Source organism: Rathayibacter sp. AY2B5, assembly GCF_002931645.1.
Classification (GTDB): domain Bacteria; phylum Actinomycetota; class Actinomycetes; order Actinomycetales; family Microbacteriaceae; genus Rathayibacter.
The window spans coordinates 1-12,021 of sequence record NZ_PSUE01000028.1 but is presented as its reverse complement, the minus strand read 5'-3'; the positions used below and the strand labels follow the sequence as shown (position 1 = coordinate 12,021).

Here is a 12,021-nt window from a genome sequence, read left to right as displayed (position 1 = left end):
ACCGACGCGCCCGGCCGACCTACACCGTCATCTGAGAAGACCCCTGAAACGTCTTCGCCGACGACGGGGCCGGCGAGGAGGAGGGCGCGGTGAGTTAGAAGAATGGAGCTTGCTCGGCTTCGACGCCGCCGCAAGCTCCGGTGAAACGGTCGGTACTGGTCGGTCGTCGTCGGTCACCACCGGATGGCGGCGTCCTCCACGCTCGGCGTTTGCGCAGGTCAGCGGCTCGTTCGCCCAGTGGGCGCATCAAGCGATAGACGCAAAGCCGACGTCATTAGGTCGTCCGTTCGATTCCGACAGGCGGCTCCGGCGAACCGTTCTGGTGGTCGCGCGATGCGCTGGCCTCACGGCTCTGCCCGACACCGACGTCGCTCTCCTCTGCAACGGACCCCTCGCCGGCTGAGCGCTCGCGGCCGGCATCCTGTCCGTGTGCCGAAAGGCCTCGCACCGCTCGGCAACGCAGCGTGGCGTTGCGTCGCGACCTGGCGACGGCTCGGCGGGGCGCGATCGTCTCGTGCGTTGGCGGACTACGGGAGCTTGGACGCGAGGACGTCGGCCGCCAGGATCTCGGGTGCTGCGCCGAGGAGGTGCTGGTTGGCCATCAGGGCTGCGACGATGGCGCCGTTGGCGTGGGCGTCGCGAGCGGCTTCGTCGGGGAATGCATCGAAGATCCAGAAGGTGTCGGCGTGGGTCCTGACCGCGAACCAGACAATCGTTCCTACTTCTTCGTTGGCGAGTGCGACAGCGCCGCCGAGCAGATCGGCGACCGCGTCGTGCTGTCCATCGGCCGCGACGATCTTGGCGACGAAGGCATACGGAGGTGATGCGGGTGTGGACATGAGGGACTCTCCTTGACGTCGGGGTTCTTCGTGGGACGAGTTCAGCGTATGACGAGCGAGGGCCGGTGGGGAGTGGCGTATACGGCAGTATTGCTATTGTTTACGTCATGCGTATCGGACTGATCGCGATCGACGGCTGCTTCGGTTCGGCTATCGCGTCGATCATCGACATCGTGCGGGTGGCCGATGGAGCCCGCGGCGATGTCGACCCGCGGATCGACCCGATCGAACTCGCCATCCTCGGACCGAAACGGCGAGTGACCACGACGGCATCGATGACCCTGTCGGTGGACCATCCGCTGTCGGAGTCCGGAGAGTTCGACGTGGTCGTCGTCCCTGCGCTTGGAACCCTTACGGCCGCCGCTACCAACGACGTCCTCCAGAGCCGAGATGCTCGTTCGGTCATCGCCTCGCTCGGGCGCCTCGACGAGGCGACCACCCGGATCGCCGCGGCGTGCACCGGCGTGTTCGCTGTCGCCGAGACCGGACGGATGCATCATCGGAGGGCGACGACCAGCTGGTTCCTGGGGCCGGAGTTCCTGAAGCGCTATCCGACCGTCGCCCTCGATCTCGACACCATGGTCGTGGTCGACGGGAACCTCGTCACCGCCGGCGCCGCGTTCGCCCACATCGACCTCGCGCTCTCACTCGTGCGATCGATCAGCCCCGACCTGGCCCAACATGTCGCCAAGCTCCTCATCATCGACGAGCGTCCGTCTCAGGCGGCCTTCGTCGCCTACGAACATCTCCGGCACGAGGACCCGATCGTCGTCGAGTTCGAACGCTTCGTGCGCGCCCGCCTGGACGAACCGTTCAACGTCGCCTTCGTCGCGCAGTCGCTCGGCACCAGCCGGCGCACCCTCGAACGACGAGTCCGTGCGGCGCTCAACCTCACTCCGCTCGGCTTCGTCCAACGGCTTCGCATCGAACGAGCTCGGCACCTCTCAGCAACCACGGACTTCACCTCCGCCGAGATCGCGCTACGGGTCGGCTACGCGAATGCCGAGACTCTGCGCTCCCTCCTGCGCAGGGAGCGACGCCGTTCCTGACCTATCGCCATGCCTGTAGCCGGTGTCCTAGCGCTCGACTGGAACCACCTCTCAGCACGTCGCGTCGACGCTCCTGCGTCGCCCCTGGACGGCCCACTCGACACGCCCGCAGCACAGGTCATGTGACGTGTCCCGGCTTCCCGGACGGTCGGGGTTGGGTGGCTGTGATGTCGCTGCGTTCTCGTCGAGGGGGTCAGCAGACTCGATCAGGGTCGACTGGGATGAGACGAGAAGGCGGTCAGGTCAGGGCGGCCGAAGCCGGCCGGCGGGGTAGCGTCGGTCACGTCGAGGTCTTTCGGACGGATGGCGTAGGAACCTCCGTCGTCGGGAGACCTCGACGTCTATCTGCGGACCGACGCTCCCGGCCGACCTACACCCTCATCTGGGAAGAGCCAGCTGAGCTCCGGAATCGGAGGAAGACCCGTGAGCGGAGCGGAGGAGCCGGCCTGGGCGGATCCGGAGCCGGAGGTCCACCGGGCGCTCGCGCGGTGGGCGGCGGAGTGCGCGGAGCGCGCCCTCCCCGCGTTCGAGGAGCGGGACCCGGACAATGCCCGGCCCCGGCGCGCGCTCGACGTCCTCCTCGCCTGGGGGCGGGGCGAGGCTCCGATGACCGAGTGCCGCGCGGCGGCCTTCACGGCGCACGCCGCAGCCCGCGCCGCGACGCAGGCGGGCGAGCCTGCCGCCACCGCTGCCGCGCGGGCGGCCGGGCAGGCCGCAGCCGTCGCGCACATGGTCGATCACTGCTCGCACGCCGCCGTGGAGAGCAGCGCGCAGCCTCGGGCCTTCACGCGAAGGAGCGCGCAACGGATCGTCGCTCTCACTGAATCCGCCCGCTGCGCGGATGCTCTCCCAGCGATCTTCTCGCGTCGTTGAACGTCCGCGACTGCTGTGTCGTGTCCTCGGTGGGACCACCTCGGCCCCCGCACTACAGGAGGCATCATGCTCAAGCGAATCGCGACCACTGTGACGACTGCGGCGTTCGCCGCCGTCCTTCTCGCCGGATGCTCGACGGCCGCCGGCTCGGCCGCCTCGTCGGAAGCGCCGGCCGACAGCCCCTCCGCCACCGCGATGGCCTCCGCCACCGCGACCGCCTCCGCTGGGACGGCGGCTCTCACGACGGCGTCCTCGCCGCTGGGCGAGATCATCACGGACGAGGCCGGCTACACCGTCTACACGTTCATGAAGGACACGCAGAACTCGGGCAGCAGCAGCTGCTACGACGAGTGCGCCACGACCTGGCCGGCCGTGTCGGCGTCCAGCACGACCGCCGCGGACGGGATCACCGGAGAGGTCGGCTCGATCACGCGCACCGACGGGACGACCCAGCTGACCGTCGACGGATGGCCGGTCTACCGGTTCGCGAAGGACACCGCGCCGGGCCAGGTCAACGGGCAGGGTGTGAAGGACGCCTGGTACGTCCTCCTCCCTGACGGCACGATGAACAAGGAAGCCGCGGCCATGAGCACCGCCACCCCGGCGTCCTGATGCGACGGCGACCCGTCCCCGCGCAGCGAAGCGCATCGTCGGGCCGGGTCGCCGGTTCTCGACAGGCATGGACGGAAGGGATGACCGGCAGTGATCGCAGCAACCGTGATGAGGGAGCGCACCGTAGCGCTTCGAGGCGGTGAGCGTTGTGCCCCGCCCCGTCGATGAGCTCCTGGCGGCGCTGTACGAGAGTCACGGCCCGGCCTTGCGGCGCTTCGTGCAGAACCTCACTCGGAACGCGGCGCTGACGGAGGACGTCGTGCAGGAGACGATGGTCCGGGCCTGGCAGCGCCCGCAGGTCCTCGAACGCGACGCCGACGCCGCTCGCGCGTGGCTGTTCACCGTCGCCCGCAACCTCGTCATCGACGACGCCCGATCCGCTCGGAGCCGACGCGAGGTGCCGGCGAAGGACGAGGACGGCGGCGGCGCCGTCCCCGATCGCACCGACGCGGTCCTGGACAGCATCCTGGTCGCCGACGCTCTCGCATCGCTGTCGGTGGAGCATCGTCAGATCGTGGTGGACGCGTACTTCCTCGGACACACCGTCCCCGAGATCGCCCGCCGGCACTCCATCCCCGAGGGAACAGCGAAATCTCGATTGCACTACGGACTGCGCGGACTGCGACTGGCTCTGCAGGAAAGGGGCGTCACCCGATGAACGACCACCACGGAAGCTCTGCGACGGAGGACGAGTACCGCGACTGGGACGCGTCCTACGTCCTCGGCGCTCTCCCCGCGGATCAGCGACTCGAGTACGAGCAGCACCTCAGCGGCTGCGCGGCCTGCCGCGCGGCCGTGGCAGAGCTGGCAGGACTGCCCGGCATCGTCGGCCGCCTCTCCGTCGAGGACGCTCTCGCCATCAGCGCATCGGACGACGGCGAGGAGGCGCCGCCGTCGATGGTGACGCTGCCCGCCATCGCCCACCGTGTCCGGACGCGCCGACGTCGGCGCCGGCTGGTGACGTCCCTCGCCGTCGCGGCCGCCGTCACCGCCTCCGTCTTCGGAGGTGTCGCTCTCGGCACGGGCATCGCGGGCGCTCCCGTGGCGAGCGAGGCGACCCTCGAACCGATGGACCCGATCGCGGCCGATCCCGCTCTCGCTGCGGACATCCAGGTCGAGGGGAAGCCGTGGGGCACCCGGCTGGAGTGGAGCTGCACCTACAGTGGTGATGCGCCCGCCGACGCGGAGTACGAACTCGTGATCACCCGCACAGACGGCAGCACGATCACCGTCGCCACCTGGACGGCGGCCGGGCGGCGCGCCGTCGACCTGGCGGCGTCCACGGGCGTCGCCCGGTCGGAGATCACCGGCGTCGACATCAGGGTCCGCGGCACGAACTCCCCCCTCGTCCGCACCGACACCTGAGACACCGCCCACCCGCAGGAGACACCGACACTGCCCGCGGTGCCGCGGGCACCGGACAGGAGCAGACCATGAGCACCGAGACCACGCCGCTGCACATCACCCGCGAGGGCCCGAGAAGCTTCATCGGCCGCAACGCGCGAGGAGCCGAGGTCCGCATCGGCGGGTCGGACGCCGACGGCGTGTTCTCGCCCGGCGAGCTGCTGCACCTCGCCCTCGCCGCCTGCGGCATGCTCTCCTCGGACCACATCCTCGCCAGCCGGCTCGGAGCCGACTTCGAAGCGACCACCGACATCACCGCGACCAAGCCCGAGGGCGAGGACCGCTACGACTCGATCGCCGCCGTGATCCGCGCCGACCTGTCGGCGCTCGATCCCGAGCGGATCGCCTCACTGTCCGAGCGCACCCACCGGGCGGTCGACCGCCAGTGCACCGTCGGCCACACGCTCGAGCACGGCGCGGCGTACACCGTCGACGTCGTGCACGACCAGGCCGTTCCCGTCAGCGGTTCGAGGACGGGGGCCGTCTGAGATCAACACCCCATCGGTCACGGCGACCGGTGACGACCGAGACGCGGACGTCTCCCTTCAGTGCCGTCAGTCTGCGACTCGCCGACCGGATCCGAGACGATTCGCGAGGCGGAGCGCGTTCACGGAGCGGAGGTGCTGGTCGGCGCGGTGACGCCCGTTGGCCGGTGAGGGGTGCGGTGCCGCGAGGACGGGGACGACACGGGGATCATCGTGCAGGGTCAGATAGCGCATGACCCCGTCTAGCGCCACGGTCCCGTAGGTGACGACGGCTTCGAGCGCGGGCAGCAGCTCCAGCAGCTCACCGAGCGCGAGCCGGCCCTGCTCGATGTCCGCGGGGCGGACGCGGCCAGGGATCTCCCACGGGATGAGGTTCCACCGGACGTAGTGGTCGCGGGAGAGTCCGGACTCGATGCGGGCCGCCCGGAACGCGGCGGCGGTGGGCCCGAGGTTGTCTTCGCTGCAGACGGCAGCGGATCCCGCGGCGATCGTCCGAGGGCCGGGTGACTGCATCAGCACCAGGACGCGACTGGCGGTGCCGCCGGAGCGGGGATCGAAGCCCGGAACGAAGCGTCCGGTCGCGTCCGCGGTACTCCGCCAGGTCTCGGCGAGGGCGTTCAGGGTTCGGACATCCACGATGCTCCTCGATCCCGGTCAGGCCGGCCGCGGTGGTGCGAGCAGGGTGCCGCGGATCACGGAACCGTGGAACGTGCGGGCGGCGACGATGATCCACGCGGCGACCAGGCCGACGTAGTAGAGCACGGCGAGGCCGGCGACGACCGTGAGACCGGAGTGCAGGGCGAGGCCGTTCAGTCCGGTGACGCAGGTGCCGACGGGGAACGTGAACGACCACCACGTCAGACTGAACGGCAGGTGCTCCTTCGCGGTGCGGAGGGTGATCGCGAGGGCGATGACGGTCCAGAGCAGCGCGAAGCCGAGCATCGCGAAGCCGTACACCAGAGCCACGACCAGCAGCGCACGCGCCATGCCGGCGTCCACGACGGTGGGCGCGTTCGAGGCGAGCAGATTCACAGCGGTGATCGACTGTCCGACCGGACCGAGGACGATCCACAGCGTCGGCACCATCCCCGCCGCTCCTACCTTGTGCTGCGCGAGCCGGTTCCAGATCAGGGTGATCACCACCAGCGACGCGACCAGGCTGAGGCCGAAGAAGCCGTAGCAGGACCACAGGAGCGTCTCCCGCGCTTGCCCGGCGGGCGCGTACGGCAGCAGCAATGCGCCGGTGGAAGCGGACACCATCGGCGGAACGATCGGCATCAGCCAGCCGCCGAACGCCGAATCGGGCTTGTTCTCATGCCGGGTGAACGCGAGGTAGGGCACCAGGACCGCCGTCACCAGCCCGCCGAGAGTCCCCGCGGTCCAGAGCACCCAGTCGATGGTGACAGCGGCCGGCAGGCCGATCCAGTCCTTGCCGAGGAGGAGGGTTCCCGCGCCGACGGTGAGGAACGCCATGGGAGGCGCGCCGTAGAAGTGCGAGAGGACCGGATTCAGGTGGTGCCTCATCGCTGTAGCGCGGTAGCGGACCCAGTGCAGCCCGGTCGCGACCGTCAGCGCGACGAGCAGCATCGCGGCGATCGCCCAGACGACGGTGGCCCCGGTACGGAGTCCGGGGAACTGGAGTGGCAGGGACGCGGCGGCGACCGCGACGATGCCGGTGCCCATGATCGACGCGAACCAGTTCGGCGTCAGGTTCGACACGATCAGTCCCGGATGCTCCAGCTCCCGGAACAAGCGCCTCGACCGCGGAGGATGCCCGATCGAGGAAGATGCGCGGGCGGGGGAGAGAGTTGTCATGACTCCAGCCTGAGCATCGCCGTCACCAGCCGATACAGCGATCGTGTTGGCGGGGCACAATGAGTGCTTGTGGCGACGCGGCGATTGACGGACCGGATCCTGGATCTCGACACGCTGGAGGTGCTCGAACGCATCGCCGAGGCGGGCTCGCTCTCCCGCGCTGCCGAAGCCCTCGGCGTCACCCAGCAGGCCGTCTCGGCGCGTCTGCGGGTAGCGGAGCGCGCCATCGGGCAGCCGCTCGTGCGCCGCTCTCCGATCGGGTCCCTGATGACCGACGCGGGCCGGCTCGTGCTCGAGCTGGCCGGCCCGGTCCTCGAGGCGTCCCGCCGCCTCGAGGCGGGCGCGGCGGCACTGCGACAGCCGACCGGCTCACTGGTTCTCGCGGCGTCGCAGACCATCGCCGAACTGCTGCTCCCACGCTGGCTCCTCGAATTCCGACAGCGCACACCCGAGGTGAGTGTGCAGCTGATCGCCGGCAATTCAGCCACGGTCACAGAGCTCGTGCGATCCGGTGCCGCGCAGCTCGGATTCGTCGAGACACCGGCGTCCACGGCCACGCTCTCCTCTGACGTGGTCGCGGAGGACGAACTCGCTGTCGTCGTGGCACCGGACCACCCCTGGGCACGCGCGGCGAGTATCGGCGCCGAGGAGTTGGCCGGGACCGCACTGCTGACGCGAGAGGAAGGCTCCGGCACCCGGACGACCCTCGAAGCATGGCTCCACGACGCCGGGCTCGCGCTCACGACTCCCGCCGCGATCCTGGAGACGACGGCGATCATCCGAGCGAACGCCCGCGCCGGCATCGCGCCCGCCGTCATGAGCATCCTCACCGTCGAAACAGATCTCGCCGCGCGCTCACTGATACGAGTGCCCCTCCGCGGACCAGCACTCGTGCGACCCCTCCGCGCCATCTGGTCCGATCGAATCGGGTCGTCCGCGGCGGCGTTCCTGGAGATCGCACACGAGTTGCGCTGACCGGTGCACGGCTCGTCGCTACGCCGATCACGCCAGCGGCCGTGTCTGCTCGAGCTACAGCGATCTGGTCGATCTGCCCACGGCGGCGCGGACGTCATGTCGCGGTGATGGCGAAGAGCCCGAAGATGCCGACGGTGTAGAGCGCGAGCACGATCAACGAGTCGATTCCCATGCCGGCGATGCGGCGGGTGGGTCGGAAGATCAGTCCGACGATGTAGACGAGGGTGAGCAGGGCGGCGAGAGCGGTGAGGTAGATGTCGGACGAGTTCGCCTGCGGGAGGACTGCGGTGCCGGAGAGGACGGTGGCGACGAGGAACAGGACGGGGAGGAAGGCGTTGCCGCCGAAGATGTCGCTGATGGCGAGGTTGTCGTCGCCCTGCTTGATGGCTTGCAGCCCGGTTGAGATCTCGGGGAGGGAGGTGGCGAGAGCGAGCACGGTGGCTCCGAACAGCACCCCGGAGAGACCGAGCTGCGAGGATGCTGCATCACCGGCGCGCTCGAGCACGACACCGGCGAGGAGGGTCGCCGCGGCGGAGATCGTGAACACGATGGTCGCCTTGCGTGTGCTCATCGGGTGCGTCTTCTTCTTCGAGGGGGATGCTGTCGCGTCGGGGGCCCGCCCGTCCTCGTGCCAGGGGAGGTGCTTGCCGGAGCGTTGCACGAGCAGCAGCCCGACGACCCAGAGGCCGGCGATGAGGACGACGTCCGGGGTCAGGCGCAGCACTTCAAGTCCGGAGGGCAGCTGGCTGCCGGCGATGACGACGGCGAGCACCGCGACGACCACGAGCCCCTCGAGCACGAGTGTGAGGGACGCGGCACGGTAGGTGAGCGGCTTCGCACCCTTTCCGGGCTTGCCGAACAGGTCGAGGACGACGAGGACCACGGTCTGCAGCGCGATGCCGCCGAGGATGTTGCCGACCGCGACGTCCAGGTTCCCGGAGAGCGCGGCGGACACGGTGATCGCGATCTCCGGCAGGTTCGTCGCGACGGCGAGAACGATCAGACCGCCCAGCGCACTCCCCAGGTGCAGACGCGCGTCCAGAACGTCCGTGGCCTTCGACAACTGGATGCCGGCGACCCACACCACTGCGGCGGCGGCGAGAAAGATGACGACGAGAACAACGAAGGGCAGACCATCCATGCAGTGAGTGAACCGCGCCGACGACGATTCGCGACCCCCTTGCGCCTGAGCTGCTTCTCACCGCCTCGCGCGCGGTGGTCTCCGTGGTGATCGGTTCGACCGCGTGCCATCCTCGACGACACCCCGATCGTCGGGTCGAGCGTGATCCCACCGTTCGTTCCCGAGGCGCGCTTCGTCAGTAGCAGCCGATCCGGGTACGCCGCAGCGTCCGCACGTGTACGCGCGGGCAGCTGGCGGGGACCGGACCCTGGGGAAGGGGCCGGTGTCGCCCGCAGTGCATCTGCGACACTCCACTGGCTCCAGATCCTGCGATCCTCGAGCGGCCTGACCGGATCGTCGGTGACCGTGTCCCGTGGCAGACGCATCAGATGGCCGGTGACGTTGCACACGCTCTGGCGACGCTCGCGGACCGTGTCGATGCGGTCATGATCATTGTCGGCACGAAGGAGCCGTCTCTGCGTCGCACCGTGCAGGAGGTCTTCTCCGGTGCCGTCGGCGCCCGTCTCGCTCACCGTCAGCACCGGCCGGCCCTCATGATCCCCCTCGCCCCGGTCGATGATTCGGAGCCGCTGCCCTGGTCCTGACCGAGGTGCGGGCGTAGGCTGACAGCAGTGGTGATGGATCCCGCCCGAGCGTGAGCTCGAACTGCCGCCGAGGCTGATGGTTCCTACCTTCTCGATCAGAGACCAGGTAGGTGACCCATGCCCGCGCATCCCCCGCTCGTCCTCGTGCGCCACGGTGAGAGCACCGGCAACGCCGACGGTCTCTTCTGCGGCGTCCTCGACGTCCCCCTCACCGACCTCGGACGTGACGAAGCGCGACAGGCCGCGACGCTACTGAGGGACGCATCGATCGACCCCGATCTGATCCTCACGTCGACCCTGCAGCGCTCCACCGAATCGGCCCGGATCATCGCCGGCGCCCTTCCAGGGCGGCCGCGGATCGTCGCGGCCCAGTGGCGGCTGAACGAGCGCAACTACGGAGCGCTCACCGGCCTGTCCACAAGCGCCGTCGAAGCCCGGTACGGGGCCGACGCCTTCCTGGAGTGGCGCCGGTCGATGGACGTCCGCCCGCCTGCTCTGTCCGCCGCCGCCTTCGTGCAGCTGCACAGGTCCGCGGCGTTCCGTGGGCAGCCGGCCGAGGCGATGACGGAGACGGAGTCGTTGCGCGACGTCGTCCACCGACTGCAGCCGCTCCTCGAGGAGCGCATCCTGCCCGCCCTCCAGGAGGGCGAGACGGTGCTCATCGTCGGGCACGGCAACTCCCTGCGCGCGCTGCGCGCCCTTCTCGAGGACCTCGGCGATGCCGCGGTCCGCGATCTGAACATCCCGACGGGTCAGCCGTACCTGTACGACACCGGGCCGTCCGGGACACCGATCTCGAGGAGCGGACGCTACCTCGACCCCGCAAGAGCCGACCGGGCGGCGATCACGCTCGCCCACGAAGGAGGAACCTGATGAACGCCTACATCAGCCACACCCGCACCAGCATCCACGGGACGGGCGAGTACGTCACCCACCCCGCCGGACAGCCGCTGGTCATCACCGACGTCGCCGCACGGCAGATCCTCGACTCCCGCGGCTTCCCGACCGTCGCTGTCACCCTGCGTCTGGACGACGACACCGTCCTGGACGCCTCCGCCCCCGCGGGCGCCTCGACGGGCGCGTTCGAAGCGGTCGAGCTGCGCGACGGCGGCCCCGCGTTCGGCGGACGCGGAGTCCGCTCCGCTGTCGCGGCCGTCGACGGCGAGATCCGCGCCCTCCTGCTCGATCACTCCTGGACTTCGCTTCGCGAGATCGACGAAGCGCTGCGAGCACTGGATGGAACCGCGAACCTCGCCCGCCTCGGAGCGAACTCCGTCGTCGCCGTCTCCATCGCGGCCGCCCGCGCCTTCGCCGCGCGCACCGGCCTGCCCCTTCACCGGTGGATCGCCGATCACACCGGGGCGACCGCCTCCCTGCCCGTCCCGCACTTCAACGTCATCAACGGTGGCGCGCACGCCGCGAACGGCCTCGACTTCCAAGAGTTCATGATCGCCCCCGTCTCCGCCGGCACCGAGGAGGAGGCCGTGCAGGTCGGCGCCGAGATCTATCACGCCCTCGCCGCCCGCGTCCGCACCGCCTACGGCACCTCCGGGCTCGGCGACGAGGGCGGCTTCGCGCCCCCCATCGACCGGCCCGAAGACGCCCTGGACCTCCTCGTCGCAGCGATCACCGACGCCGGATACCAGCCCGGCACCGGTGACATCGCGATCGCGATGGATCCCGCCGCGAACGGCTTCTTCCACGGCGACGGCCACTACACCGTCGCCGGCACCGATCTCGACCGCGACGCACTCGCCCGCTACTACGAGAAGCTGATCGCCGACTACCCGATCCGCAGCATCGAGGACGGCTTCGCCGAGGACGACCACGAGGGCTGGGCCCTCCTCGCCCACGCCATCAGCGACCGGGTGCAGCTCGTGGGAGACGACCTCTACGTCACCGACGCCGACCGCATCCGCGACGGAGCCCGCAACGGCTACTCCAACGCCGCACTCATCAAGCCCAATCAGATCGGCACCATCACCGGCACCCTCGACGCGATCGCGGCCGCGCACGACGCCGGCATGCGCTGCATGGTCTCCCACCGCTCCGGCGAGACCCTCGACACCTTCATCGCCGACCTCTCGGTGGGAACCGGAGTCGGGCAGATCAAATCCGGCGCCCCCGCGCGCGGCGAGAGGGTCGCGAAGTACAACCGCCTCGTCGACATCGAACACCTCGACCCCACGCTGCACTACGGTCTCACCCACTGACCCGCCCCCTCCCGAAAGGTCCCACTCCCCG

The 12,021-nt window shown here is 69.8% G+C and carries 14 protein-coding genes and 1 riboswitch; of the genes, 10 read left to right on the top strand and 4 right to left on the bottom strand.

Translation table 11 applies throughout. The features are described from left to right. Positions 1-527 precede the first annotated feature (527 nt). Positions 528-839, bottom strand: a complete 312-nt coding sequence (locus C5C30_RS14780) for a putative quinol monooxygenase (protein ID WP_104334000.1) — start codon at positions 837-839, stop codon at positions 528-530. Between the two features lie 107 nt (positions 840-946). Here C5C30_RS14780 and C5C30_RS14775 point away from each other — a divergent pair, with 107 nt between their 5' ends. The 6 genes from C5C30_RS14775 (at position 947) to C5C30_RS14750 (ending at position 5,265) form a co-directional block, all read left to right on the top strand. Further along, entirely contained in the window at positions 947-1,888 is a 942-nt protein-coding gene (locus tag C5C30_RS14775; RefSeq protein WP_053548963.1) for a GlxA family transcriptional regulator, read from the top strand. A 423-nt stretch (positions 1,889-2,311) separates the two neighbouring features. Then, on the top strand, positions 2,312-2,761 hold the full coding sequence (locus C5C30_RS14770; RefSeq protein WP_146081553.1) for a putative immunity protein: 450 nt from the start codon (positions 2,312-2,314) through the stop codon (positions 2,759-2,761). Positions 2,762-2,827: 66 nt separating this feature from the next. Then, positions 2,828-3,373, top strand: a complete 546-nt coding sequence (locus C5C30_RS14765) for a hypothetical protein (protein WP_104261243.1) — start codon at positions 2,828-2,830, stop codon at positions 3,371-3,373. A 139-nt stretch (positions 3,374-3,512) separates the two neighbouring features. Beyond that, positions 3,513-4,031: a sigma-70 family RNA polymerase sigma factor gene (locus C5C30_RS14760; protein ID WP_104224788.1), complete on the top strand. Its 519-nt coding sequence runs from the start codon at positions 3,513-3,515 to the stop codon at positions 4,029-4,031. Continuing rightward, a complete protein-coding gene (locus C5C30_RS14755) occupies positions 4,028-4,738 on the top strand; it encodes an anti-sigma factor (protein WP_104257433.1) in 711 nt (236 codons plus the stop codon). Before C5C30_RS14760 ends, C5C30_RS14755 begins: the two co-directional genes overlap by 4 nt. A gap of 68 nt (positions 4,739-4,806) precedes the next feature. Next, positions 4,807-5,265 carry an OsmC family protein gene (locus C5C30_RS14750; protein WP_104333999.1) on the top strand — a complete coding sequence of 153 codons (459 nt, stop codon included), beginning with the start codon at positions 4,807-4,809 and terminating at the stop codon, positions 5,263-5,265. Positions 5,266-5,331: 66 nt separating this feature from the next. Here C5C30_RS14750 and C5C30_RS14745 read toward each other — a convergent pair whose 3' ends face one another. Together C5C30_RS14745 and C5C30_RS14740 are read right to left on the bottom strand one after the other, a co-directional pair. Then, complete coding sequence (locus C5C30_RS14745; RefSeq protein ID WP_258062371.1) at positions 5,332-5,898, bottom strand: uracil-DNA glycosylase family protein; 567 nt, start codon at positions 5,896-5,898, stop codon at positions 5,332-5,334. A gap of 18 nt (positions 5,899-5,916) precedes the next feature. Continuing rightward, positions 5,917-7,077 carry a TDT family transporter gene (locus tag C5C30_RS14740; RefSeq protein ID WP_104333998.1) on the bottom strand — a complete coding sequence of 387 codons (1,161 nt, stop codon included), beginning with the start codon at positions 7,075-7,077 and terminating at the stop codon, positions 5,917-5,919. 84 nt (positions 7,078-7,161) lie between these two features. Here C5C30_RS14740 and C5C30_RS14735 point away from each other — a divergent pair, with 84 nt between their 5' ends. Further along, complete coding sequence (locus C5C30_RS14735) at positions 7,162-8,052, top strand: LysR family transcriptional regulator (RefSeq protein ID WP_258065988.1); 891 nt, start codon at positions 7,162-7,164, stop codon at positions 8,050-8,052. A 94-nt stretch (positions 8,053-8,146) separates the two neighbouring features. On the opposite strand, the gene C5C30_RS14730 is transcribed toward C5C30_RS14735, so the two are convergent. Then, positions 8,147-9,193 carry a sodium:calcium antiporter gene (locus C5C30_RS14730; RefSeq protein ID WP_104333997.1) on the bottom strand — a complete coding sequence of 349 codons (1,047 nt, stop codon included), beginning with the start codon at positions 9,191-9,193 and terminating at the stop codon, positions 8,147-8,149. A 425-nt stretch (positions 9,194-9,618) separates the two neighbouring features. Between C5C30_RS14730 and C5C30_RS14725 the strand changes: the two genes are divergently transcribed. The 3 genes from C5C30_RS14725 (at position 9,619) to eno (ending at position 11,990) form a co-directional block, all read left to right on the top strand. Further along, a complete protein-coding gene (locus tag C5C30_RS14725; protein ID WP_181027259.1) occupies positions 9,619-9,777 on the top strand; it encodes a hypothetical protein in 159 nt (52 codons plus the stop codon). A gap of 20 nt (positions 9,778-9,797) precedes the next feature. Further along, positions 9,798-9,870: riboswitch (Fluoride riboswitch) on the top strand. A gap of 24 nt (positions 9,871-9,894) precedes the next feature. After that, positions 9,895-10,650: a 2,3-diphosphoglycerate-dependent phosphoglycerate mutase gene (locus tag C5C30_RS14720; RefSeq protein ID WP_104261249.1), complete on the top strand. Its 756-nt coding sequence runs from the start codon at positions 9,895-9,897 to the stop codon at positions 10,648-10,650. Further along, on the top strand, positions 10,650-11,990 hold the full coding sequence (eno, locus tag C5C30_RS14715; protein WP_104333996.1) for a phosphopyruvate hydratase: 1,341 nt from the start codon (positions 10,650-10,652) through the stop codon (positions 11,988-11,990). The genes C5C30_RS14720 and eno overlap by 1 nt, the downstream gene beginning before the upstream one ends. The last annotated feature ends 31 nt before the right edge of the window (positions 11,991-12,021 follow it).

Coding starts and splice junctions, on each gene's coding strand:
- C5C30_RS14780 (WP_104334000.1), bottom strand. CDS start 839: ATGTCCACACCCGCATCACCTCCGTATGCCTTCGTCGCCAAGATCGTC.
- C5C30_RS14775 (WP_053548963.1), top strand. CDS start 947: ATGCGTATCGGACTGATCGCGATCGACGGCTGCTTCGGTTCGGCTATC.
- C5C30_RS14765 (WP_104261243.1), top strand. CDS start 2,828: ATGCTCAAGCGAATCGCGACCACTGTGACGACTGCGGCGTTCGCCGCC.
- C5C30_RS14755 (WP_104257433.1), top strand. CDS start 4,028: ATGAACGACCACCACGGAAGCTCTGCGACGGAGGACGAGTACCGCGAC.
- C5C30_RS14750 (WP_104333999.1), top strand. CDS start 4,807: ATGAGCACCGAGACCACGCCGCTGCACATCACCCGCGAGGGCCCGAGA.
- C5C30_RS14740 (WP_104333998.1), bottom strand. CDS start 7,077: ATGACAACTCTCTCCCCCGCCCGCGCATCTTCCTCGATCGGGCATCCT.
- C5C30_RS14730 (WP_104333997.1), bottom strand. CDS start 9,193: ATGGATGGTCTGCCCTTCGTTGTTCTCGTCGTCATCTTTCTCGCCGCC.
- C5C30_RS14725 (WP_181027259.1), top strand. CDS start 9,619: ATGATCATTGTCGGCACGAAGGAGCCGTCTCTGCGTCGCACCGTGCAG.
- C5C30_RS14720 (WP_104261249.1), top strand. CDS start 9,895: ATGCCCGCGCATCCCCCGCTCGTCCTCGTGCGCCACGGTGAGAGCACC.
- eno (WP_104333996.1), top strand. CDS start 10,650: ATGAACGCCTACATCAGCCACACCCGCACCAGCATCCACGGGACGGGC.